Genomic DNA, 22,134 nt, shown 5'->3' with positions numbered 1-22,134 from the left:
TCGGAGAAGCAGATGAACACGAAGCGAGGTGGCGCGACCTACTGGACGCTGACCACACTGGGTGTCCTCGGCGGTGTCCTCGGTGCCCTGGGCGTGGTCAGCCCGGATCGCCAACTGCGGATGTCGGGATTCGAGACCCCGGCCGAGCGTGGACCGGGCGACCACACCGCCGCCGTCATGGGGAGCAGTTCGTTCGCCGCGATCGGCGAGGGCGCGGCGTACCTGGTCGGCGCCGGGAAGGGATGGCCGGGCTTTCCCGCGTACGTCATGGCGCGCCGACTGCTGATGGCCGGCGGGCTGGCCGGGTTGGCCGTCACCGGCCGGGCACCCCGATCCTTCGTCAACGCCGCGGCCTGGGAAGCGGTGGGTGCCGCCGCCATCGGAGCGGCCTCCTGGGCCGATCGCAGGGCCGCCGCGAGGCGGGCATGACCAGGGCCGCGACGCCGCGCCCGGCGCCCCACCCGGAGGACGTCCTCGCTCCGTTTGCCCGCACCCGCTACGTCAACGTGACCACGTTCCGCCGGGACGGGCGGCCGGTGCCCACCCCCGTCGGCGTGGTCGTGGACGGTGGCGAGGTGTTTGTCCTCACCGGACGCGACAGCGGGAAGGTCAAGCGGATCCGCAACAACCCCTTGGTCACCCTGGTGCCTTGCGACATGAACGGCCGGATCGCCGCGGGCGCGGCACCGGTCGAGGGAAGGGCACGGCTGCTCGATCCGGCCGGGACGGCCCGGGTACGCCGGCTCATGTCGCGCCGGTACCCCATCGCCCGGATCGCGTTCGCCTGGGACCTGCTCCTGCGGCGACGCGCCCACCGGATCGGCATCGCGATAGCGGTCTGAGGATCGAGTGGGCCCATCGCCTGTTCGGGCATCCGAACACCCGCCAAGGTGGACGGGTTTCCAACGGAGAGCGGGTAATCTCGGACCCTTGCCGGCACGGGCGGGGGTTGACGGACAGTGGACGTCCCGAGAGCGGATCGAGCGGATCCAGTGGTCGTCGGAGAGGTCGCGCCTCGATGAGTGACCCCGTAACCACCTGGCTGCCCGTACCGATCAGAACCGGCCGGGTGGTCGTCCGGCCGCCGGATCGCGGTGACGAGGACGCGATCGTGGAACTCTTCACCGATCCCGAGGTTCGACGCTTCCTCGGGGGACCCGTGGAACCGGAGGTCGCGCACGCACGGGCCGCCGAGATCGTGTCCGGGGCGACCCGGGGGCAGTTCGTGATCGTCGAACTGGCGACGGGTGTGGTCGTGGGTAGCGGCGACATCAGCCGCAAGCGCGGTCCGTGGGAGATCTCGTACCAGTTGCGCCCCGCGTCCTGGGGCCGGGGGCTGGCGTCGGAGGCCATCTCCGCCCTGGTCGACTGGTTCTTCGCGAACACGGACGAGGATCTGCTGATCGCGGTGACCCAGGACGCCAACGCGCGCTCCGCGCGACTCCTGGAGCGCAACGGGGCGACCCTCGCGACCCGGTTCGAGCAGTACGGCGCCCTCCAGCGCCAGTACGAGTTCCGCCGCGCCGGGCAGGTCGGGCCGGAGGGTCACCGCGTCCGGGTGTGACGCCCGACCCCCCACCGCGTCCGGGTGTGACGTCCGCGCCATCGCTGCCGCTCTGCTCGCATGTCTGCCGGACCTTCGGGAAAGCTCGACCGCTTGCCGCGCCCGCGACCCGAGCCGGAGTGGTGACTCGGCGTGGGGTGCGAGAGGCTTCTCCTGCGGTGGCGGTGCACCGGCGCCGGTTGCCGGAGAGCCGGTCGAGCGACGAGAGAAGTAGGGGTCGATGGAGACAGTCGAATATGACGTCGTCGTGCTCGGTGCGGGCGCCGTCGGCGAGAACGTGGCCGACCGTGCCGTACGGGGAGGTCTGAGCGCCGTACTCGTCGAGCACGAACTCGTCGGGGGCGAGTGCTCGTACTGGGCGTGCATGCCCTCCAAGGCGTTGCTGCGTCCCGCGCAGGCGCTGCGTGCGGCCCGACAGGTCGCCGGTGCCGCGCAGGCCGTGACCGGTGAACTCGACGTCGCGGCCGTACTCGCCCGGCGCGACTCGTTCACCAGCAACTGGTCCGACGAGGGCCAGGTGGAGTGGGTCGAGGGCGCGGGCATCTCGCTGGTACGCGGCCACGGGCGCATCACGGGTCCGAAGCAGGTCACGGTCACCGCTCCCGACGGCGGCGTGACGGTGCTCACCGCCCGCCACGCCGTGGTGGTCAGCACCGGGTCCGACCCGATGATCCCCGACATCGAGGGGCTGGCCGGAGCCGACGCCTGGACGAGCCGGGAGGCGACGAGCGCCAAGACGGTTCCGGTAAGTCTCGCGATCATCGGTGGTGGTGTCGTCGGCGTCGAGATGGCGACCGCCTACGCGGGCTTCGGCGCCGAGGTCACCCTGATCTCCCGCAGCGGTCTGCTGGAGGGCATGGAGCCGTTCGTGGGCGAGGCCGTCACGAAGGCGCTCCGGGACCAGGGCGTCACCGTGCTGCTCGACACCGCGACCACCCGGGTCACCCGCGACGGGGACGGGGTGACCGTGGAAACCGGGGGCGGGACCACGGTCACCGCCCGGGAGGTGCTGGTGGCGACCGGCCGGACACCGCGTACCCGGGACATCGGTCTGGACACCGTCGGTCTCACCCCCGGCGACTGGATCGAGACCGACGACACGATGCTCGTGCCCGGCTTCGACTGGCTCTACGCCGTCGGCGACGTCAATCGCCGGGCGCTCCTCACCCACCAGGGCAAGTACCAGGCGCGGGCGGCGGGCGACGTGATCTCGGCGCGGGCGACCGGTGCGTCCGTCTCGGACCGGCCGTGGGGTGTCCACGTGGCGACCGCCGACCATGCGGCGGTACCGCAGGTGACCTTCAGCGACCCGGAGGTGGCGGCGGTCGGTCTGACGGCCGAGGGCGCACGCCGGGCCGGTTACGACATTCGCGTGGTCGACTACGACATCGGCCGGGTGGCGGGCGCCAGCGTGCGCGCCGACGGTTATGCGGGCACCGCCAGGATGGTGGTCGACGCGAAGCGCGAGGTGGTGCTCGGGGTGACGTTCGTCGGTCCCGACGTGAGCGACCTGCTGCACGCGGCGACGATCGCCATCGTCGCCGAGGTGCCGCTCGACCGGCTCTGGCACGCCGTACCCGCGTACCCGACGGTCAGCGAGATCTGGCTGCGCCTGCTCGAAACGTACGGACGCCCCGAGGTCTAGACGAGTAATCCCCAACCTCCCGCCGATACCCACACCACCGATCCCCTCGACGATCTTGCACTTGTGGTGCCCGGATCAGGGCACTCATCCGGATTTGTGTCCCACCACAAGTGCAAGATCGTCGCGCTGCCTGGTCAGTGGACCGGGACCGGGGGGAGGGGGGCGGGGTCCGTCGCCGGGGCGCGGTTCACCCCGCCGACGGTACGGGCGACGAGCAGGACGCCCAGGGCGGCGACGGTGATCGCGGCGCCGGCCCAGATGGGTGAGGTGTAACCGAGGCCGGCGGAGATGGTCAGCCCGCCGATCCAGGCGCCGAACGCGTTGCCGAGGTTGAAGGCGGCGATGTTGGCGCTGGACGCGAGCGTCGGGGCCTGCTCGGCGTAGCTCATCACCCGGGTCTGCAGTCCCGGCACGGTGGCGAAACCGAACGCGCCCATCAGCAGCAGCGCCGCGTACGTGGCGGGCTGGCTGCGTGCGGTCAGCGCGAACAGGACCAGCACCACGGTCAGGCCGGCGAGCACGGTGATCAGGGTCCGGTCCACGGACCGGTCGGCGAACCTGCCGCCGACGATGTTGCCGACGAAGAGTCCACCGCCGAACAGGATGAGCAGCCACGGCACCGCCGAGGCGGGGAAGCCGCTGACCCCGGTCAGGGTGTAGGCGATGTACGTGAACGCGCCGAACATCCCGCCGAAGCCGAGGACCGTCACCAGCAGCGAGAGCCAGACCTGGCGGGACCGGAAGGCCCGCAGTTCGTACGCCAGTCGGCCCGCGCCCGCCGATCCGCGCGGTACGCGTACCAGGGCGGCGATGCCGGCGAAGGCGACGATGCCGACGAGTGTGATGGCCCAGAAGGTGGAACGCCACCCGAGTTGCTGGCCGAGCAGGGTGCCCAGCGGCACACCGAGTACGTTCGCGGCGGTCAGCCCGGTGAACATGATCGCGATGGCGCCGGCCTTCCGGTTCGGCGGGACCATGTCGGCGGCGACAACCGAGCCGATGCCGAAGAACGCGCCGTGGCACAGGGCGGCGACGATCCGCCCGGTGAGCATCAGCCCGTAGTCGGGCGCGACCGCCGACAGCAGGTTGCCGGCGATGAAGAGGATCAGCAGGGCGAGCAGGACGGCCTTGCGGGGTAGCCGGGTGGTGGCCGCGGTGAGCGCCAGTGCGCCGACCACGACACCGAGCGCGTACCCGGTGATCAGCCAGCCGGCGGCGGCCTCGGAGACGTCGAAGGTCGCGGCGACCTCGGGCAGCAGGCCCGCGATCACGAACTCGGTCAGCCCGATGCCGAAGCCACCGAGTGCGAGGGCGATGAGTCCGACCGGCATCAATATCTCCGTCTGTACGTTGGCGGGTACGACGCGTACGCTTGCACCGATAGTTGCACGCGCTGGGCTTTACAGTTGTACACACCATTAGGGCGCGTACGCAACTATCTTGGCCCGGGAGGTTTCGGATGGGGATCGGCGACGACGCCGTCGAGGTACGCGCCCAGGGATGGCGGACCCTCGCGGCCCTGCACGGCCTGATCGAGACGACGCTGGAGCGGGCGCTCACCCGTGCGGTCGAACTCTCCGTGGTCGAGTACACCGTCCTGGACGCCCTGGCCCGCCAGGACGGCTGGCACATGCGGATGCAGCAGCTCGCCCGAGCCGCCGCGCTCAGTCCGAGTGCGACCACCCGGCTGGTCAACCGGCTGGAGGAAAGGGGACTGCTGACCCGCATCCTCTGCGCTGACGACCGGCGGGGGATCTACACCGAGCTGACCCCGTCCGGCCACGACTTCCTGGACCGGGCCCGTCCCGTACACGACGCGGCCCTCGAACAGGCGCTGCGTGACGCCGAGGCGGTGCCCGAACTCCGGGATCTCGCCGGTGCCCTGCAGGAGGGCGTACCCGCCCGAAGCCGGTAGGCGGCGTACCGGGCGGTGCCGCCCGGACGGCGCCACAAGCGGCACGAGCCGTGTGTTTGCCCCAATGACGATTTACCGGACGGGTATCGGGTAGTTCCGGTCATGGCGGGTGCCCGGGACCGGCTGACCGGCTCGACGGTCGGTCGTGGCCTCGCGCGGCTCGGCGGCCTGGTGAGCCGGATCGGGGACCGGTCCGGGGCGACGGTGCGGGAGCGGGCCCACGACGTACGGGGAAACCTCCTGCTCGCCCTGCAGGTGGGGGTCGCCGCGGGTGCGGCCTGGGCGATCATGCACGACGTCTTTGGTGCCCCGGCACCGATCTTCGCCCCGGTCGCGGCGGTCGGCACCCTCGCCGCCTCGCTCGGGCACCGGACCCGCCGGACCGTCGAGCTGGTCATCGGAGTCGCGGTCGGGATCGGGGTGGGGGACCTGCTGATCCGCGCGATCGGCAGCGGAGCCGTCCAGCTCGGCCTGATCGTCACGCTGGCGATCCTGGTTACCATCAGCCTCGGCGGCGGTGTCGCGGCGCTGACCCAGGCCGCGGCCACCGCCGTACTGCTGGTGGCGTTCGATCCGAAGATGACCTCCCCGGCGTTTCCCCGGATCATGGAGGCGCTGATCGGCGGCGGTGTCGGACTGGTGGTGGCGTCGCTGGTACTGCCGCTCAATCCGGGCCGGGCGGTGGACCGGGCGGCCCGACCGGTGCTGGAGTCCCTCGCCGACGACCTGTCCATGACCGCCGCCGCGCTGGCGGAACGGAACGTGAACCGGGCCAGGGAGGCGCTGGACCGGCTGCGCCGGATCGTCGAGCGGATGGAGGGCTGGGACGAGGCGGTGGACAGCGGACGGGAGTCGACGATCCTGTCCCCGGCGTACTGGAACCGGCGTCGGGCGATCAGCCGGTACGCCGCGAGCCTGGAGTACGTCAACCAGGCCGTACACAACAGCGGCACCCTGGTACGCCGTGCGGTCACCGCGATCGAGGACGGGGAGCCGATGCCCGCCCCGTTGGCCTCGGCGGTGGGCCGGTTGGGTGACGCGGTCCGGCTGCTCTACGAGGAACTCGGTGCGCGGGCAACTCCCGACCGCACCCGTGCCTGCGTGCTGGCTGCCGTGACCGACGCCGGCCGGGCGTACGGCGAGGGGGTCGGTTTCTCCGGCAGCGTGGTGGTCGCCCAGGTCCGGACCACCGCGAGTGATCTTCTCCGGGCCACCGGCCTGGAGCGGACCGAGGCCATCCACCTGGTCCGGCAGGCGGTGAACGCGTGGCAGCACCCCGAGCAGGCAGAGAAGGCCGAGTCGCCAGCGGTGTCCCGGCGGCAGTCGGCGCACTGACGGGCGAGGCGGCGGAGTGGGCGCACCGGGACGCGAAAACCAAACCGGGACGCGAGAACAAAAGCGTGGCTGTCCGACGAGGGACAGCCACGCTTTCGTGAGCGGGAGTGGAGTTGGGAGAGGGTCGTTACTTCGGGGGAGTCTCGGTCTTCCCCGCGCTTCGGGGCGGGGCAGACCAGGGGCTCTCGCTGTCGGCACGGCGGGGCAGCGGGGTCGGTGCCACGGGAGCCGGTGTCGGTGTCGGTGCGGGTGGATCCGGGTAGCCCAGGGTCGGCGGTGCGGTGTCCCGCTCCACCAGGTCCGGCTGCAACGCCGACCAGTCGGTACGGGTGAACGTCTCGGTGCTGTCGGGCTCCTCGACGGTCGCCGTGGCCGTCTCCGGTACGGGTGCCGGTGCCGGCCACCGCCGCCAGCGCTGACCGCTGAACACCGCCATCAGCAGCAGCGCGCCGAGGAAGAAGAGGGTGCCGTTCTCCACGGGGTGGAGCAGCGGCAGCGGATCACCGAAGACCTTCCAGTTCGTCGGCACCGTGTCGCGTACCCGGAAGGGGTCGACGAACAGCCCGACGTACGGGGTGATCAGGGCCAGCCCGGCGATCAGCGGGCCGAGCGGTGACACGCGCAGCGTGCCGAGCAGACCGAGCAGGATCCCGGCGACCGCGAGGTAGACCGAGGGCTCGATCAGGTTGGCCGTGTTGTACTTGCCGATTTCCAGCCAACGGGTGACTGTGCGGGTCGACCCGTCCTGACCGAGAGTAATCAGGACCCAGGTCAACGGTGCCGCCACCACTCCGGCGAGCAAGCTCCAGAGATGTCGCATCCGCGCACCGTACCGGTTCCGGTCGGGGCGAGCCGAGTACGCCCGGCTGCCGGGAAAGGACGACCCGGTCCCGTGATGACGGGGTCGCGCTGCGTGTCCGGTTCTGCCCTTGTCTGATGGTGATCATCCAATCGTGCCCTGACATGGGCACCTCGGCCGAGTTCCGGAACCGGCGAGGCATTGACTCCTCTCGTCATGAGAGCGAAAGTGTCGAATAAGAGAGCGCTCTCACACATGTTCGACACCTTCGCGTAACCAGACCGAAGCACTGGTCCGGTTTCGCCTGCGCCAAGGAGGAACGATGGATGGGGCCGTGTTGCTGCCCGACGTCCAGCGCCGCCGGATGAACCGGTGGCGTCCGATCGTCGTGCTGAGCGCTCTTGTCGCGCTGCTCAGCGCGTACGTGGCAATTTCCGCCGACCGGGCCGGGGCGGCCGAACCGCTGCTGTCCCAGGGCCGCCCGGCGACCGCTTCCTCGGTCGAGTCGGCGGCCACGCCGGCCTCGGCGGCCGTCGACGGGAACGCCGGCACCCGCTGGTCCAGCGCGTACAGCGACCCGCAGTGGCTCCAGGTCGACCTCGGCGCGAGCGTCGCGATCAACCGGGTAAACCTGGTCTGGGAGGGCGCCTACGCCCGCGCCTTCCAGATCCAGGTGTCGACCAACGGCACCACCTGGACCTCGGTCTACTCGACCACGACCGGCACCGGCGGAACCCAGTCGTTGACCGTCACCGGCACCGGCCGCTACGTCCGGATGCTCGGCACCCAGCGGGGCACCGCGTACGGCTACTCGCTCTGGGAGTTCCAGGTCTTCGGTCCGGACGTACCCAGTGCCTGTGGCACCACCAACGCGGCCCTGAACCGGCCGACCACCGCCTCCTCGGCCGAGGCCGCCGGCACTCCCGCCAGCGGTGCGACCGACGGCAGCGCGGCCACCCGCTGGGGCAGCCTGTTCACCGACCCGCAGTGGCTCCAGGTCGACCTCGGTTCGACCCAGTCGATCTGCGGCGTGACCCTGAACTGGGAGGCGGCCTACGCGACCGCGTACCAGATCCAGGTCTCGGCCGGCGCGACCGGACCGTGGACCACCATCTACTCCACCACCACCAGCACCGGTGGGGTGCAGACCATCACCGCCGCCGGCAGCGGACGTTACATCCGGGTGTACGGCACCGCCCGCGCCACCGCGTACGGCTACTCGCTCTGGGAGTTCCAGGTGCGTACCGGCACCGGCACTCCGCCGACGACCCCGCCGACCACGCCCCCGACCACCCCACCCACCACACCTCCGACGACCCCGCCGCCGACCACGACCCCGCCGACCACTCCGCCGCCCGGCGGGACCCGGCTGCTGTCGTACAACAAGCCGGCGGTCGCCTCCACCGACCAGAGCGACGCGAACTGCTACCAGTGCACTCCGGCCAGGGCGTTCGACAACGACCCGGCCAGCCGCTGGGCGACCAGTTCCACCACGGGCTGGGTAGACCCCGGTTGGATCTACGTCGACCTCGGTGCCACCGCCACCATCTCGCAGGTGGTGCTCCAGTGGGACCCGGCCTTCGGTCGGGCGTACCAGATCCAGGTCTCGCCGAACGCGACCACCTGGACCACGATCTACTCCACCACCACCGGAGCCGGCTTCAAGGAGACCCTCAACGTCTCCGGCTCCGGTCGCTACGTCCGGATGTACGGCACCGCCCGGGGCACCGCGTACGGCTACTCGCTCTGGGAGTTCCAGGTCTACGGCACCGGCGGCGCCCCGATCACGCCCCCGGCCCAGCCGGCCGACCCGACCTTCCCGGCCACCCGGCTGATCTGGAGTGACGAGTTCAACGGTGCCGCCGGCAGCAAGCCCGATCCGGCGAAGTGGACCATCGACCCGGGCACCGGGCAGAACAACGAGATCCAGTACTACACGAACAACAACAACGCGAACATGGACGGCACCGGCTCCCTCGTCATCGAGGCCCGACGGGAGACCGCCGGTGGCCGCGACTACACCTCGCACCGGATGAACACCGGCGGAAAGTTCACCACCCAGTACGGGCGGGTCGAGGCCCGGGTCAAGGTGCCGAAGGGCAACGGGTTGTGGCCGGCGTTCTGGATGATGGGCGCCGACTTCCTCACCGGCCGCCCGTGGCCGTACAACGGTGAGATCGACATCATGGAGGTCCTCGGCCGCAACACGTTCGAGGGCTACTCCACCCTGCACGCACCGGCCTACAACGGCGGTGGCGGGTACGGCCAGAAGTACCCGGCGCCCGGTGGCGCGGACCTGTCCCTGGACTACCACGTCTGGGCCGTCGAATGGGACAGCCGGGGCATGACCTTCAAGCTCGACGGCACCACGGTCTTCTACGCCAGCAAGGCCACCGTCGAGGCGACCCGTGGCCCCTGGGTCTTCGACCACCCGTTCTACATCATCCTCAACCTGGCGGTCGGCGGCGACTTCCCCGGACCGGTGGACGGCACCACCCCGTTCCCGTCCCGGATGCTCGTCGACTACGTACGCGTCTACCAGTAACTTCGGGTAGCGATCAGCCGGCGGGTGGCTGGCCAGCGGAGACGCAGGTCATCCACCCGCCGGTGCGCGTACCGGGCGGTGGGCCGGGGCCGTACCGTTCGGGGCATGACCGAGCAGACTCCGGCCCCGCTGTCGGGCAAGCCGACCTCGTACTCGCGGGTGACGCTGAGCCGCATCATGACCGCGGTCGACGTCAACCTGTACGGCACCGTGCACGGCGGGGTGCTGATGAAGTTCGTCGACGACGTGGCCGGTGCGTCGGGCGCCCGGCACAGCGGCGGTACGGCGGTCACCGCCGCGATCGACGAGATCGTCTTCTCCGAGCCGGTCCGGGTCGGCGATCTGGTGCACGCGCACGCGCAGGTCAACTGGACCGGGAGCACCTCGATGGAGGTCGGGGTGAAGGTGGTCGCCGAGCGCTGGGACAGCGCCGAGGACCAGCCGTTGCGGGTGGTCACCGCGTACCTGGTCTTCGTCGCCGTGGACGTGGCCGGCAATCCGCGCGAGGTGCGCCCGGTGCTGCCGGAGACGCTGGACGACGAGCGGCGGTGGCGGGAGGCGGAGATCCGCCGTGCGCACCGGCTGGCCAAGCGGAACGCGATCCAGGCCAACCGGGCGGCGGCCGAGTAAGGGTCGGGCAGGATTCGGCCCTGGCCGAATGAAGCGGGGCCGGGGGTCTGGCGGGCTACCGGAAAAGTTGTTGCCCCGTAAGCTTTGCGACGCCGATTCGTCGGCGCGCCGTACCCTCTCGGCACCCCTTACCCCCTCGGCCCCGCCCCCCTGGAGCCCGTCACATGCGCCCCCGCGTGATCATGCTGTTCGCCGCCGTGATGATCCTTCTCGGTGGCGGCCTGCTGGTGCCCGCCGCGTACGGCAAACTCACCGGGCCCGATCCGGCCGGGCCGGACCCGGTCGCGACCACCGCGGCGGCGCGGGCCGCCCTCGTCCCGCCGCCACCGCCGACCCTGGCCCCGGCGCCGGTCGCGGTGCCGGCGGACGGCTTCGTCGCCTGGGCGCTGCTCGACCGCAGGAGCGCGCAGATCACCGGCTCGCCCAACAGTGCCGAGTCGACCAACTCCACCGAGTCGATGATCAAGGTGTGGATCGTCTCGGACTTCCTGCGCCGGACGGCGGAGGCGGGCAGGACCCCCTCGGCGGACCGCCTGAAACAGGGCAGCGCCGCGCTCCGGTACAGCGATGACGACGCCGCCGGAGCGCTCTACTCCGCCGGTGGCGGTACGGCCGTGACCAAACGGATGATGAGCATGTGCAAGCTCACCAACACCCGGCTCGGCACCGTGCCCGGATACGTCGGCTGGTGGAGTTTCACCGAGATGACCGCGCAGGACGCGGTACGGCTGGGCGAGTGCGTCCGGAACGGCACCGCCGCCGGTCCAAAATGGACGGACTGGGTGCTGGACGAGATGCGCAACGTCTGGGGCACGGCGGCAAAGAAGGACCAGGAACGGACCAGGGGAGGAGGCCGCTGGGGCATCATCGACGGCCTGCCGAAGGAACTGGTACAGAGCGATCCGGTCAGCATCAAGAACGGCTGGACCTCACTCGTCTACGACGGGAACTGGCACGTCAACTGCCTCGCTATCAGTAACAACTGGGTGCTGGCGGTGCAGCAGCGCTATCCCGACAAGCGTGGTCTGGAATATGGTGCCCGGGTCTGCGCGAACGTCGCCGCCCAACTGGTCACCCCGGGGGTCGGCGCCGCGCTGCGGATCCCCCGACCCCTGACCGGGAGCTGACACGTTGGAAAGCAGCACCACCACCGCCCGCTCCCACCGTCCTATCCGGCGGTCGCCCTGGTGGCTGGCCGCCGTCGCGGGCGCACTGGTCCTCCTGGTGCTGGTCGGGATCCGGGTCCTGCCGGGCGGGTCCACGGACACCGAGGCGGTCGCCCAGTGGGACGAGCCGGCCGCCCCGATCGGTGCCGGTGGCGCCCCGTCGGCAGGTGGCACGTCCATCCCGACCGGGTCGCCGTCCCCCGTGCCGTCCGGGTCGCCGTCTGCCTCCCCGACGAAGTCACCCGCGAAGTCGCCGTCCGGTTCACCCACCGGCAAGGTCACCCCGCCGCTGTCCCCGCTCGGCGTACGACCGACGACGGTCAAGCTCGACCTCCAGGGCTGGTGGGCCTGGAGCATCGTCAACCGGCGTACGGGCGCGGTCTCCGGCTCCGCCAACATGGGCGAGACGAGCACCACCGCATCGTTGATCAAGGCTTGGCTCACCGCCGACTACCTGCGTCGGGCGGCAGCCGACGGGGTGACCCCGACCGAGGCGAAGCTCGCCGACCTCACCAAGATCATCCGTGACAGCGACAACACCCGTACCGACACGCTCTTCACCGAGATCGGTCGGACCGAGTCGATCAACCGGCTGGTCGGCATCTGCAAGCTCACCGACAGCGGCCCGGCCGCGGACGGCGGCTGGAGCCGTACCGCCCTGTCACCCCGGGACACCGCCCGGCTCGGCGTCTGCATCGCCGACGGGCGGGCGGCCGGCGACACGTGGACCACCTGGCTGCTCAACGAGATGCGCCTGGTACGCGGAGTCGGCGACTTCGGCATCCGGCACGCCTTCCCGGCGGCGCAACGGAAGACGATCGCGATCAAGAACGGCTGGGTCGAACGGACCAAGGAGCAGGAGTACCACGTCAACTGCCTGGCCATCTCCGGCGACTGGACGATGGGCGTGATGACCCGCTACCCGGTCGCCCTCGGCTGGGACTACGGCATGGACAACTGCCGGAAGATCGCCGAACAGCTCCGGGCACCGGCCTGACCGGTCAGCCCTCCCGGAGACTCACATCGGGCGTGGCCAACCTGCCGTGGTGGGCGCGTACCGCGTCGGAGATCACGATGCCGAGCAGGACGACGCACGTGGTGGTCGTGACCAGGACCGGCGGCAGGAACACCATCGTCGGGGCGACCAGCACCAGGACCAGCAGCCAGCCCAGCCGGGCCCGCGAGACGGTCCGGAACACCTCGTACTCGAAGGCGCTCCGGCCGATCAGGAACAGTGCCGGCCCGCCGAAGATGACACAGATCAGCCCGGCCTGGGTGGAGCCGCCCGGCCGGTCGATGACCAGGTCGAACCCGGCCGCGCTGGAGACGACACCGAGCACCATGAGCAGGTGCGTGTAGGGCGCCCACCGGGTGATCCGGCCGGGTCTCACCTCCAGGGCGACCTGGAGGAAGGCGCCGGCCCGGAAGACGTAGATCTGCCAGAACATCAGGGTGGTGACGAAGGCCAGGACGAAGGCGGCGACCCGCATCACGGTGAACTCGCTCCCGCTGATCCGCAGGGTCGGTACCAGCAGCAGGTCGCCGAGCGCGAGGATGAGGAACTGCTGGTACCGCTCGCCGAGGTGGCCGCTGGCCTTGTCGTACTGCTTCAGCGGCACCCGGCCGATCAAGGGCGTGGGATACCGCAGCGCCGCCGAGACGTAGTCGATCGTGATCGCGAGCGCCCAGAGGCCGAACCGGTCCCAGCCCTCGGCGAAGATGCCACCGACCCACAGCGCCCCGGAGATCACGAACCAGAACAGGAACCGTGCCGCCCGGGTCCGCGCGGTGGTGCTGCGTAGCACGCTCACCAGTACCACCCCGCGACCGACGTGCATGGCCACGTACGCGGCGGCGAACAGCCAGCCCAGGTTCGAGAACGCGCGCGGCATGGTGGCCGCGAGCAGGATGCTGCCGAGCAGCTTCCCGGCGATCATCGCCTGGATCGGCAGTCGCTCCGGGTTGTAGAAGTCGGTCAGCAGCGCGGTGATCGACCAGGTCCACCAGATGGCCATCACGAGGACGAGCAACCGCACGGCCTCGGTCAGGGTCACCTCCTCCGCCAGCCGCATCGAGGAGAGGGTGAGCGCGGCCACGTACGCCACGTCGAAGAGCAGCTCGAGCAGGGTGGCCCGCTCCGGCGCGTCGGAGCTGCGGATCAGCCCGGTCCTGCCCTCGTCCGTCATCGATCATCCGCCCCGGTCCGCGCTGCGCCCATGCCGGGCCGAACGGATCAGGTTGACGAAGGAGTCGGCCACATCTGCCCAAGTTAAGCAAGCGGGGGGACCGGGCGGGCGCGTACCGGGAAATCGCCCGACGGGTCGGGACGGCACGCGGCAGAGGCCGACCACTGTGCGGTAGCACCGCCGGTAATACCGCTTGGGGTAGGCTCGGCCACATGACCTCGAAGCGCAGCATCAGCGTCCCGGACGACGTCGCCCAGTGGCTTGACGACCAGCCCAACGCGTCCGCCGCGATCACCTCAGCCCTGCGCGCCCAGATGGCCGGCGGCCGGGTCGACGAGGTGATGCGCCGCGCCGGGATCGAGGTCACCGAGGAGGGCAAGGCCCGTTGGCGTGACCGGCTGGCCGAGCCGATGCCGGCCGACGTGCTCGACGCCGGACGCCGGTTGCTCGGCGGCGCCGCGTGAGCCAGGAGATTGCCGTGATTCTCGACGACAGTGCGCTGCGGGCGTACGTCGCCGGCCAGGTCGCCGTCGGCGAGCTGATCGCCGAGATCGCCGACGAGGACCGTCAGGTCGGTGTCCCGGCCGCGTGCCTGGCCTCCGCGTACGCGGCCACCACCGACGAGGTTGGTACGGCGCTGCTGGCCCTGCTGATGACCACCCCGGCCGTGCGTCTTCTGCCGCTCGGAGTCGACCCCGGGGGCGACGACGTGCGCCAGACCGGGACGTTTGCCCGTGCGGCCGGTGATGACCTCGCTGCCGGCCACGCCATCCGATCCGCCCTGGCCCACCAGGCCCACTACGTCACCGCCAAGCGCGGCACGGCCTCCGCCATTCTCCCGAACGGGTGGGGCGTCATCGACCTCGGCGAGGCGTAGGCCCGACGACAAAGGCCCGACGAGGAAGGGCCGGCGCCGTTGCCGGCGCCGGCCCCTAAATCCTCCGGGCGATGTCAGGGTTGCTGGACCAGGCGGAACGACTGGGCGGCTGAGCCGTTGCAGGCGTACTGCACGAGTTGGACGCTGTTGGCGGTCGAGGCGCCGGGGACGTCCAGGCACTTGCCGCTGAGGCGGTTGACCAGTCGGTAGGTGCCGCCGGTCTCGGCGACCGGTTGCCACTGCTGGTTGTTGCCGCCGGTGTACGTCCAGAGCTGGATTGGTGCGTTGTCGGCGGTGGACACGTTCGTCACGTCGATCGACCGGGCGCTGTTGGCACGGTTGTTGACGCGTACGAAGCCGCCGCTCGTCGGCTGGAACTGGAACTGCTGGGCGTTGCTGTTGTTGCAGGTGTACTGCTGGATCGCGGTGCCGTTGGCGGTGCCGGCGGCGCGGCTGTCGACGCACTTGCCGTTGCCCGCGTTCACCACCGTGTACCAGGCGGTCGGGGAGATCGGAGTGGTCGGCGGGGGAGTGGTGCCGCCGCCACCGCCGAGCCAGAGCAGCCCGTCGATGAGGAACCGGTTCTGCACCTCACTGGCGAAGGTGGACGAGAGCGGGGTGTTGTTCTCGTAGTTCATCGCGTTGTGGCCGAAGTTCGCGTACAGCATCTTGTAGTTGACGTTTCGCCAGATGATCGGGTAGTAACCGCTGCGCCAGGTCTGGTTCGGGTCCGTGCCGAGCGGGAAGCTGCTCTGGTCGACCGAGGCGAGAATGTCGATGTTCGGGTTGTTGCGCAGGTCGTTGTTCCAGCTGTACCACTCACTGACCGACGAGGTGAAGGTCTGCGGCAGCCGTGCGGTCGACGGGTGCGTCTGATCCTCGACCCGCAGTACGGCCGTGGTCGGTCCCCAGGTGTTGTTGCGGAACGCGCCGGTGCCGAGGAACTGGTTGTGGTACCAGTCCCAGCCGCCCGGATTCGTGTTGAACGCGGACACGTGGAAGCCGAGCCACGCCCCGCCGTTCTGCATGTACTGCTGGAACGCCGGCCGTTGTGCCACCGGCGGCAGGTCGTCCAGAAAGAGCACCACCTGGTACTGGGCCAGGTTGGCCGTGTTGAGCCGGCTCCAGTCGGTTGTCGCGGTGTAGGTGAAGTTGTTCTGCGCCGCGATCTGCGGGAACCATTGGTTGGCTTCCCGGACGAAACTGATGTGCGCCGCGTCCCAGGTGCCGTTGTAGAAGGCAATGACGTTGAATGCGGGTGCGGCGGCAGCCGCTTTCGCATTTCCGATTGCCGGGCTGGACGATACGCAGATCAGCGCCAGGAAAAGCGCGAGGAGCTGGACCAGTCTTTTTCTGGCGACTGGCGTACGGGTACCGATATCCATGATGGGTCCTCTCGGACCACACGTGGCTGGTCGGGGTCGACCAGGGCGATGCCACGGGCGATCGACCATACGCTATGGCCCGCCCTGATCACATGTCCACCCTCCCCCGCGAACCTCCTCGTCGATCTAGGGCAGATACGTGTGATTAGAGATCAACAAGCACCCATTTGCCCTAGATCGACGAGGAGGTGTGGTGGGGACATATGGAGGGGGGTGAAGGGTGTGGGGTGGGCACGTCTCGGGTGGGCTGGGGCGTGCGGAGAATGGGCCTGGGGTACGGCAGGATGGCGGCTGGGTCACACCACGGTGTTGTGGCAGGCCCGGGGAGGGGAGGACCATGGGTGACGTGCTCTGGGAGCCGCCGGTCGATGTCCGCGAGACCACGCGGATCGGTGACTACCTGCGCTGGTTGCGGGAGCACCGCGGCCTCGACTTCGCCGACTACCCGGCACTCTGGCAGTGGTCGGTCACCGACATCGACGCCTTCTGGCGGTCGATCTGGGACTACTTCCAGGTCATCGCGCACACCCCGCCGACCGCGACGCTGAGCGGCGACCGGATGCCCGGCGTCGAGTGGTTCCCGGGCGCCACGCTCAACTACGCCGAACACGTGCTGCGCATGCCGGGCCTGGCCGACGACTCTCCCGTGGTCATCGCGCACAGCCAGACCCGCGCGCCGGTCACCCTCACCGCCACGCAACTGCGCGAGGACGTACGCCGGGTGCGTGCCGGACTACGCCGGCTCGGCGTGGGCCGGGGGGACAGGGTCGCCGCGTACGCGCCGAACATCCCCGAGACGTTCGTGCTGATGCTCGCCACCACCAGCCTCGGGGCGATCTTCTCCTCCTGCGCGCCGGAGTTCGGCACCCGCAGCGTCACCGACCGGTGGCAGCAGATCGAGCCGAAGGTCCTGGTGGCCGTCGACGGCTACCGCTACGGGGACAAGCCGGTCGACCGGCGGGGCGAGGTGGCCGCGATCCGGGCCGCGCTGCCGTCGCTCGTACACACGGTGGTCCTGGACTATCTGCACCCGGACGCCGCGCCGCCGGACGGCACCCTGGCCTGGGCGGACCTCGCGGCCCCCACGGACGAGCCGCTGGCCTTCGACCCGGTGCCGTTCGACCACCCGCTCTACGTGCTCTACTCCTCCGGCACGACCGGGCTGCCCAAGCCGATCGTGCACGGGCACGGCGGCATCCTGCTCGAACACCTCAAGATGCTCGCCCTGCACCACGACCTCGGTCCGGCCGACCGGTTCTTCTGGTTCACCACCACCGGCTGGATGATGTGGAACTTCCTGGTCTCCGGGCCGGCGGTCGGCGCGGCGATCGTGCTCTACGACGGCAACCCCGCCGTACGGGCCGAGCCAGGCCGCCCCGCCGAGCCGGACCTCGGTGCGCTCTGGCAGCTGGCCGAGGAGACCGGCACCACCTACTTCGGCACCTCCGCCCCGTTCCTGCTGGCCAACCGCAAGGCCGGCGTGCGCCCCAAGGAGATCGCGGACCTCAGCCGGCTGCGCGGTCTCGGCTCGACCGGCGCACCCCTGCCCGCCGAGGGCTTCACCTGGGTGTACGACGAGGTCAGCACCACCCTCCAGCTCCAGTCGCTGTCCGGTGGCACCGACGTCTGCACCGGCTTCGTCGGCGGCGTCCCGCTCCTGCCGGTGTACGCCGGTGAGATCGCCTGCCGTGCGCTCGGGGCCAGGGTGGAGGCCCGCTCGGCGGACGGGCGGCCGGTCGTCGGTGAACTCGGCGAGCTGGTGATCACCGCACCGATGCCGAGCATGCCGGTCGGTTTCTGGAACGACCCGGACGGCCGCCGTTACCGGGAGGCGTACTTCGACCACTATCCGGGGGTCTGGCGGCACGGGGACTGGATCACGATCAACGAGCGCGGCGGTTGTGTGATCACGGGCCGATCCGACGCCACCCTCAACCGCGGCGGCGTACGCCTCGGCACGGCCGAGTTCTACTCCGTGGTCGAGGGGTTGGACGAGGTCACCGACTCGGTGGTGGTGCACCTGGAGGACAACGAGGGCGGCGCCGGTGAGCTGCTGCTGTTCGTCGTACTCGCGGACGGGTTGGAGCTCGACGATCCGATGAAGGCGAAGATCGCGCGCGAGCTGCGTACCGCGCTCTCGCCCCGGCACGTGCCGGACGAGATCCACCAGGTTCGCGCGGTGCCCCGGACGCTGTCCGCGAAGAAGCTCGAGGTTCCGGTCAAGAAGATCCTCACCGGTACGCCGGTAGCCGCCGCCGCGGCCACCGGGGCGCTGGTGAATCCGGAGTCGCTGATCGCCTTCGAACTCTTCGCCAAGGAGCGGTCGCGGGGCTGAGCCGAGGGGCGGCGCGGGCTGACCGGTAGGTCGGTGATGTTCGTCGGGCGGTCGGTGCACTCCGTCCGCCCGACCGACAACGTGAGGGTGGTGCCTGAGCGTTTCATCTTTTGTGGGCGCCTACCTGCAACTGACCATCACCGACACCGTCCATCCGAGCACCGGTGGCGGCGGGGCACTCAGCCCGCTGGCCCGGATGGTCCGTACCGCCTGGTGTCACCTGCCGGCGGACTGGGTGGTCGACGGGGCGCTCGTCTCCGGGCGTCGGGCGGTCCTGGTCGACGGCCTGGTGGGTACGCGGACCCCGTACCGGGGGCGGTCCGTGGTGCTGCGGGTCCAGGCCACGGTGCTCACCCCGGCCGAGGCACGATCCCGTCCGTGGCTGGGTGACGTCGCCGGCTTCTACCGGTGCGGTCCGGACGGCGTGCTGCGTGAAGTCTTCCCGTCCGAGCTGTGAACACCCGGTGCCGGCTCAGGACAGGTCGAGGGTGACCCGTTCGGAGGTCAGCCGGTCGGCCAGTCGGGCCCGGTCGAGGTGCCCGCAGAGGACCACGCTGGCCCCGGCGACCAGGGGCGCGAGCAGCCAGTCCACCGGATCCGGGTGGGTGGTCGCGTCGATCAGCACCCGGGCACCGGCGGTGATCCCGAGCGTTGCCGCAGACCGGGCCGCGAGCCCGGTCAGCCCGGCGTCCTGGGGGCCACCGCCCGGTTCCGGGGTGAAGTGGTCGCCGTGGCCGCGTACCTCCACCACGTAGTCGGCGAAGCCCGGCGGGACCGTACGCAGCGGTGCGGCCATCGGGGCGAGCGCCAGCGCGTACCGGTCACCGGCCGGCCAGGCCGAGGCGGTGTCGATCCGGTCGGCCGCCACGAAGAGGACGTCGACCGGACGCGGCGGCTCCGGACTGTCCGTCGAGGCATCGGCGGGCGTCGCTGCGCCGGCCGGTACGGACACCCCGCTCCCGTGCACCGCCAACCCCGCTGACCAGCAGCCGAGCAGGACGGACGCGGTCTGCCAGTGCGGCGGCAGCAGTACGCCGGCCCGGTCTCCGGGAGCCAGTCCGGCCGAGTCGACCAGCAGGTTCGCGGTCTTGGCGACCCAGTTGGCGAGCGTCGCCCCGGACAGCTCCGTACGGTCGCCGGTGGCGTCGTCGTACCAGGTCAGCAGGGGTCTGGTCGGGTCGGCGGCGACCGCAGCGGCGAGCACGCGCGCGATGGTGTCGGCCGTCGTGGTTTTGTCCGTCATCGCCACTGAGGATAGCCTTCGCGGCTGGGTCCGGGTCCGGTCGCCGGTATCGGTTCAGTCGCCGGAAAGACAACGGGCTGTCGGGTCGCAGTCGACGCCGGGACAGCGGGGCGGCGTAGGCTTGGCAAGAGTGTTGTTCCCCACAACCCGCAGTTTGAGGAGTCGCCAAGTGACCCCCGGTCGCCCGCCCCGCGTGCTCATCGACGCCACCAGCGTCCCCGCCGACCGTGGCGGCGTCGGTCGATACGTCGATGGCCTGCTCGGCGCGCTGGGCAGAATGTGCGCATCGGGTGGGGTCGATCTGGTCGTGGTCGGACTCCGGACCGACGCGGAGCGTTACGCGCGGATGCTGCCGGCGGTCGAGGTGATCTCCGCACCGGCCGCCGTCGCCCACCGACCGGCCCGGCTGGCCTGGGAGCAGACCGGGTTGCCGCTGCTCGCCCAGCAGGTCGGCGCGCAGGTCCTGCACTCGCCGTTCTACACCTGCCCGCTGCGGGCCGGTTGTCCGGTCACGGTGACCGTGCACGACGCGACCTTCTTCACCGAGCCGGAGCACTACGACAAGTCCCGGCGGACCTTCTTCCGCAGTGCGATCAAGACCTCGCTGCGCCGGGCCGACCGGGTGATCGTGCCGAGCAAGGCCACCCGGGACGAGCTGATCCGGCTGCTCGACGCCGACCCGACCAAGATCGACGTCGCCTACCACGGGGTCGACCAGAGCGCCTTCCACGCACCCAGCGAGGAGGAGAAGGCCCGGGTACGCGCCCGGCTCGGCCTCGGCGGGCACAACTACGTGGCGTTCCTCGGGGCCAAGGAGCCGCGCAAGAACGTACCGAACCTGATCCGTGGCTGGGTGCTCGCCGTACAGGACCGGGACGATCCGCCGGCCCTGGTCATCGCCGGTGGGCAGGGGCACGACGACGACATCGACCAGGCCGTCGCGGACGTACCCGCGCACCTGCGGCTGCTCCGCCCCGGCTATCTGCGCTACGCCGACCTGCCCGGCTTCCTCGGCGGTGCGCTGGTCGCCGCCTACCCGTCGTACGGGGAGGGCTTCGGCCTGCCGATCCTGGAGGCGATGGCCTGCGCCGCCCCGGTGCTGACCACCCCACGGCTCTCGCTCCCCGAGGTCGGCGGCGACGCCGTCGCCTACACCAGCGAGGACCCGCAGCAGATCGCCACCGACCTGGCCGCCCTGCTCGACGACGAATCGCGCCGGTTGACCCTGGCCAAGGCGGGACTGGACCGGGCGAAGGAGTTCACCTGGGAGTCCAGCGCCGAGGTGCACCTGGCGGCCTGGAGCCGGATCAGCGGATGAACCGGAATTCCGCGCTCAGAGCAAGCATGCATATGAGGGGCGAAACGTCCGGCATGATGTGTTGATGTTTTTCGCCGTCATCCCAGCGGGCGGCAGCGGCACCCGCCTCTGGCCGCTGTCCCGCGCCGGACACCCGAAGTTCCTCCATCCGCTCACGGGCACCGACGCGTCACTGCTCCAGGCGACGGTCGACCGGATCGGCCCGCTCACCACCCCGGACCGGACGATGGTGGTCACCGGCGTCGCGCACGTCACCGCCGTCGCCCGCCAACTCGCCGGGCTGCCGGAGGAGAACATCCTGGTCGAGCCCTCGCCACGGGACTCCTGCGCGGCGATCGCCCTGGCCGCGGCGGTGATCGCACTGCGGGAGCCGACGGCGGTGATGGGCTCGTTCGCGGCGGACCACCTGATCGGCGACCCGGCCCGCTGGGTGGAGACGGTCCGGATGGCGATCACCGGCGCCGAACAGGGCCTGCTGATGACGGTCGGCATCACCCCGACCCGCCCGGAGACCGGCTACGGCTACCTCCAGTGCGGTCCCCTGATCGAGGGCGGCCCGCTGCGCATGGTGGAGGAGTTCAAGGAGAAGCCGGCCGCCGACGTCGCCGAGGCGTACGTCCGGTCCGGGCGCTATCTCTGGAACGCCAGCATGTTCGTCTGGCAGGTCGACGTCTTCCTCACCGAACTCGCCCGCCAACAGCCCGAACTGCACGCCGGGGTGACCGCCATCGCGCAGGCGTGGCACACCCCGGAACGGGAGGACGTGCTCGGCACGGTCTGGCCCACGCTGACCAAGATCTCGGTCGACTACGCGGTGATGGAGGGTGCCGCCGCGGCGGGTCGGGTGGCGACCGTCCCCGGCGACTTCGGGTGGAACGACATCGGCGACTTCCACACCCTCGGTGACGTACTGCCGGCGGACGCGGCGGGCAACGTGGTGCTCGGTGGCGAGGAGACGGAGAAGCCGGGTGTGCTGCTCTGGGACAGCACCAACATGGTCGTGGTGCCGCACTCGGGCCGGTTGGTCGCCGCGCTCGGCCTGCGGGACCTGATCGTGGTGGACACCCCGGACGCGTTGATGATCTGCCCCCGTGACCGGGCCCAGGACGTGAAGAAGCTGGTCGACGAGTTGAAGCAGCGGGGCGAGGAAGGCTACATCTGAGCCGGCGGCGTTGGCGCCGGTCCGTACCC

21 protein-coding genes are annotated in these 22,134 nt (G+C 70.6%); 16 read left to right on the top strand and 5 right to left on the bottom strand.

What is annotated here, in order from left to right:
• Positions 1 to 12: 12 nt before the first annotated feature.
• The 4 genes from OIE47_RS08210 (at position 13) to OIE47_RS08195 (ending at position 3,209) form a co-directional block, all read left to right on the top strand.
• Positions 13 to 429: a hypothetical protein gene (locus tag OIE47_RS08210; protein ID WP_326560906.1), complete on the top strand. Its 417-nt coding sequence runs from the start codon at positions 13 to 15 to the stop codon at positions 427 to 429.
• Positions 426 to 842, top strand: coding sequence for a PPOX class F420-dependent oxidoreductase (locus OIE47_RS08205; protein WP_326560905.1), 417 nt, complete (start codon positions 426 to 428; stop codon positions 840 to 842). The genes OIE47_RS08210 and OIE47_RS08205 overlap by 4 nt, the downstream gene beginning before the upstream one ends.
• Positions 843 to 1,018: 176 nt before the next feature.
• Complete coding sequence (locus OIE47_RS08200) at positions 1,019 to 1,564, top strand: GNAT family N-acetyltransferase (protein ID WP_326560904.1); 546 nt, start codon at positions 1,019 to 1,021, stop codon at positions 1,562 to 1,564.
• Positions 1,565 to 1,784: 220 nt separating this feature from the next.
• Positions 1,785 to 3,209, top strand: coding sequence for a dihydrolipoyl dehydrogenase family protein (locus OIE47_RS08195; RefSeq protein ID WP_326560903.1), 1,425 nt, complete (start codon positions 1,785 to 1,787; stop codon positions 3,207 to 3,209).
• A gap of 134 nt (positions 3,210 to 3,343) precedes the next feature.
• On the opposite strand, the gene OIE47_RS08190 is transcribed toward OIE47_RS08195, so the two are convergent.
• Entirely contained in the window at positions 3,344 to 4,540 is a 1,197-nt protein-coding gene (locus OIE47_RS08190; RefSeq protein WP_326560902.1) for an MFS transporter, read from the bottom strand.
• Between the two features lie 128 nt (positions 4,541 to 4,668).
• Here OIE47_RS08190 and OIE47_RS08185 point away from each other — a divergent pair, with 128 nt between their 5' ends.
• Together OIE47_RS08185 and OIE47_RS08180 are read left to right on the top strand one after the other, a co-directional pair.
• Positions 4,669 to 5,124, top strand: coding sequence for a MarR family winged helix-turn-helix transcriptional regulator (locus OIE47_RS08185; RefSeq protein WP_326560901.1), 456 nt, complete (start codon positions 4,669 to 4,671; stop codon positions 5,122 to 5,124).
• 102 nt (positions 5,125 to 5,226) lie between these two features.
• Entirely contained in the window at positions 5,227 to 6,459 is a 1,233-nt protein-coding gene (locus tag OIE47_RS08180) for an FUSC family protein (RefSeq protein ID WP_326560900.1), read from the top strand.
• A 127-nt stretch (positions 6,460 to 6,586) separates the two neighbouring features.
• Here OIE47_RS08180 and OIE47_RS08175 read toward each other — a convergent pair whose 3' ends face one another.
• A complete protein-coding gene (locus OIE47_RS08175) occupies positions 6,587 to 7,279 on the bottom strand; it encodes a hypothetical protein (RefSeq protein ID WP_326560899.1) in 693 nt (230 codons plus the stop codon).
• A 301-nt stretch (positions 7,280 to 7,580) separates the two neighbouring features.
• On the opposite strand from OIE47_RS08175, the gene OIE47_RS08170 reads away from it, so the two are divergent.
• The 4 genes from OIE47_RS08170 to OIE47_RS08155 all read left to right on the top strand — a co-directional run bounded on the left by OIE47_RS08170 (position 7,581) and on the right by OIE47_RS08155 (position 12,596).
• Complete coding sequence (locus OIE47_RS08170) at positions 7,581 to 9,803, top strand: discoidin domain-containing protein (protein ID WP_326560898.1); 2,223 nt, start codon at positions 7,581 to 7,583, stop codon at positions 9,801 to 9,803.
• A gap of 105 nt (positions 9,804 to 9,908) precedes the next feature.
• Positions 9,909 to 10,433, top strand: coding sequence for an acyl-CoA thioesterase (locus OIE47_RS08165; RefSeq protein ID WP_326560897.1), 525 nt, complete (start codon positions 9,909 to 9,911; stop codon positions 10,431 to 10,433).
• A gap of 164 nt (positions 10,434 to 10,597) precedes the next feature.
• On the top strand, positions 10,598 to 11,560 hold the full coding sequence (locus OIE47_RS08160; RefSeq protein ID WP_326560896.1) for a hypothetical protein: 963 nt from the start codon (positions 10,598 to 10,600) through the stop codon (positions 11,558 to 11,560).
• A gap of 4 nt (positions 11,561 to 11,564) precedes the next feature.
• A complete protein-coding gene (locus tag OIE47_RS08155; RefSeq protein WP_442792062.1) occupies positions 11,565 to 12,596 on the top strand; it encodes a hypothetical protein in 1,032 nt (343 codons plus the stop codon).
• A 4-nt stretch (positions 12,597 to 12,600) separates the two neighbouring features.
• On the opposite strand, the gene OIE47_RS08150 is transcribed toward OIE47_RS08155, so the two are convergent.
• A complete protein-coding gene (locus OIE47_RS08150; protein WP_326560895.1) occupies positions 12,601 to 13,785 on the bottom strand; it encodes a low temperature requirement protein A in 1,185 nt (394 codons plus the stop codon).
• A 212-nt stretch (positions 13,786 to 13,997) separates the two neighbouring features.
• On the opposite strand from OIE47_RS08150, the gene OIE47_RS08145 reads away from it, so the two are divergent.
• Complete coding sequence (locus OIE47_RS08145) at positions 13,998 to 14,249, top strand: hypothetical protein (protein WP_326560894.1); 252 nt, start codon at positions 13,998 to 14,000, stop codon at positions 14,247 to 14,249.
• A gap of 14 nt (positions 14,250 to 14,263) precedes the next feature.
• Entirely contained in the window at positions 14,264 to 14,662 is a 399-nt protein-coding gene (locus OIE47_RS08140; protein WP_326560893.1) for a hypothetical protein, read from the top strand.
• A 74-nt stretch (positions 14,663 to 14,736) separates the two neighbouring features.
• Here the strand turns inward: OIE47_RS08140 and OIE47_RS08135 are convergent, their stop codons facing one another.
• A complete protein-coding gene (locus OIE47_RS08135; RefSeq protein ID WP_326560892.1) occupies positions 14,737 to 16,047 on the bottom strand; it encodes a ThuA domain-containing protein in 1,311 nt (436 codons plus the stop codon).
• Positions 16,048 to 16,384: 337 nt separating this feature from the next.
• Between OIE47_RS08135 and OIE47_RS08130 the strand changes: the two genes are divergently transcribed.
• Together OIE47_RS08130 and OIE47_RS08125 are read left to right on the top strand one after the other, a co-directional pair.
• Entirely contained in the window at positions 16,385 to 18,382 is a 1,998-nt protein-coding gene (locus OIE47_RS08130; RefSeq protein ID WP_326560891.1) for an acetoacetate--CoA ligase, read from the top strand.
• 112 nt (positions 18,383 to 18,494) lie between these two features.
• Positions 18,495 to 18,839 carry a hypothetical protein gene (locus OIE47_RS08125; protein ID WP_326560890.1) on the top strand — a complete coding sequence of 115 codons (345 nt, stop codon included), beginning with the start codon at positions 18,495 to 18,497 and terminating at the stop codon, positions 18,837 to 18,839.
• A gap of 15 nt (positions 18,840 to 18,854) precedes the next feature.
• Here OIE47_RS08125 and OIE47_RS08120 read toward each other — a convergent pair whose 3' ends face one another.
• Positions 18,855 to 19,625: a TIGR03089 family protein gene (locus OIE47_RS08120; protein ID WP_326560889.1), complete on the bottom strand. Its 771-nt coding sequence runs from the start codon at positions 19,623 to 19,625 to the stop codon at positions 18,855 to 18,857.
• A gap of 169 nt (positions 19,626 to 19,794) precedes the next feature.
• Here OIE47_RS08120 and OIE47_RS08115 point away from each other — a divergent pair, with 169 nt between their 5' ends.
• Both OIE47_RS08115 and OIE47_RS08110 read left to right on the top strand, forming a co-directional pair.
• Positions 19,795 to 20,943 carry a glycosyltransferase family 4 protein gene (locus OIE47_RS08115; RefSeq protein ID WP_326560888.1) on the top strand — a complete coding sequence of 383 codons (1,149 nt, stop codon included), beginning with the start codon at positions 19,795 to 19,797 and terminating at the stop codon, positions 20,941 to 20,943.
• Between the two features lie 64 nt (positions 20,944 to 21,007).
• Positions 21,008 to 22,105, top strand: a complete 1,098-nt coding sequence (locus tag OIE47_RS08110; protein ID WP_326560887.1) for a mannose-1-phosphate guanylyltransferase — start codon at positions 21,008 to 21,010, stop codon at positions 22,103 to 22,105.
• Positions 22,106 to 22,134 lie beyond the last annotated feature (29 nt).

Source organism: Micromonospora sp. NBC_01796 (assembly GCF_035917455.1).
Lineage (GTDB): Bacteria > Actinomycetota > Actinomycetes > Mycobacteriales > Micromonosporaceae > Micromonospora_G.
This window is presented reverse-complemented; position numbering and strand designations above follow the sequence as displayed.

Excerpts from the sequence above, each read along its gene's own strand:
- OIE47_RS08210 (WP_326560906.1), top strand. The coding sequence starts at position 13 with ATGAACACGAAGCGAGGTGGCGCGACCTACTGGACGCTGACCACACTG.
- OIE47_RS08175 (WP_326560899.1), bottom strand. The coding sequence starts at position 7,279 with ATGCGACATCTCTGGAGCTTGCTCGCCGGAGTGGTGGCGGCACCGTTG.
- OIE47_RS08165 (WP_326560897.1), top strand. The coding sequence starts at position 9,909 with ATGACCGAGCAGACTCCGGCCCCGCTGTCGGGCAAGCCGACCTCGTAC.
- OIE47_RS08145 (WP_326560894.1), top strand. The coding sequence starts at position 13,998 with ATGACCTCGAAGCGCAGCATCAGCGTCCCGGACGACGTCGCCCAGTGG.
- OIE47_RS08130 (WP_326560891.1), top strand. The coding sequence starts at position 16,385 with ATGGGTGACGTGCTCTGGGAGCCGCCGGTCGATGTCCGCGAGACCACG.
- OIE47_RS08110 (WP_326560887.1), top strand. The coding sequence starts at position 21,008 with ATGTTTTTCGCCGTCATCCCAGCGGGCGGCAGCGGCACCCGCCTCTGG.
- OIE47_RS08150 (WP_326560895.1), bottom strand. The coding sequence starts at position 13,785 with ATGACGGACGAGGGCAGGACCGGGCTGATCCGCAGCTCCGACGCGCCG.
- OIE47_RS08190 (WP_326560902.1), bottom strand. The coding sequence starts at position 4,540 with ATGCCGGTCGGACTCATCGCCCTCGCACTCGGTGGCTTCGGCATCGGG.
- OIE47_RS08180 (WP_326560900.1), top strand. The coding sequence starts at position 5,227 with ATGGCGGGTGCCCGGGACCGGCTGACCGGCTCGACGGTCGGTCGTGGC.
- OIE47_RS08135 (WP_326560892.1), bottom strand. The coding sequence starts at position 16,047 with ATGGATATCGGTACCCGTACGCCAGTCGCCAGAAAAAGACTGGTCCAG.
- OIE47_RS08120 (WP_326560889.1), bottom strand. The coding sequence starts at position 19,625 with ATGACGGACAAAACCACGACGGCCGACACCATCGCGCGCGTGCTCGCC.
- OIE47_RS08170 (WP_326560898.1), top strand. The coding sequence starts at position 7,581 with ATGGATGGGGCCGTGTTGCTGCCCGACGTCCAGCGCCGCCGGATGAAC.
- OIE47_RS08195 (WP_326560903.1), top strand. The coding sequence starts at position 1,785 with ATGGAGACAGTCGAATATGACGTCGTCGTGCTCGGTGCGGGCGCCGTC.
- OIE47_RS08205 (WP_326560905.1), top strand. The coding sequence starts at position 426 with ATGACCAGGGCCGCGACGCCGCGCCCGGCGCCCCACCCGGAGGACGTC.
- OIE47_RS08160 (WP_326560896.1), top strand. The coding sequence starts at position 10,598 with ATGCGCCCCCGCGTGATCATGCTGTTCGCCGCCGTGATGATCCTTCTC.
- OIE47_RS08185 (WP_326560901.1), top strand. The coding sequence starts at position 4,669 with ATGGGGATCGGCGACGACGCCGTCGAGGTACGCGCCCAGGGATGGCGG.
- OIE47_RS08200 (WP_326560904.1), top strand. The coding sequence starts at position 1,019 with ATGAGTGACCCCGTAACCACCTGGCTGCCCGTACCGATCAGAACCGGC.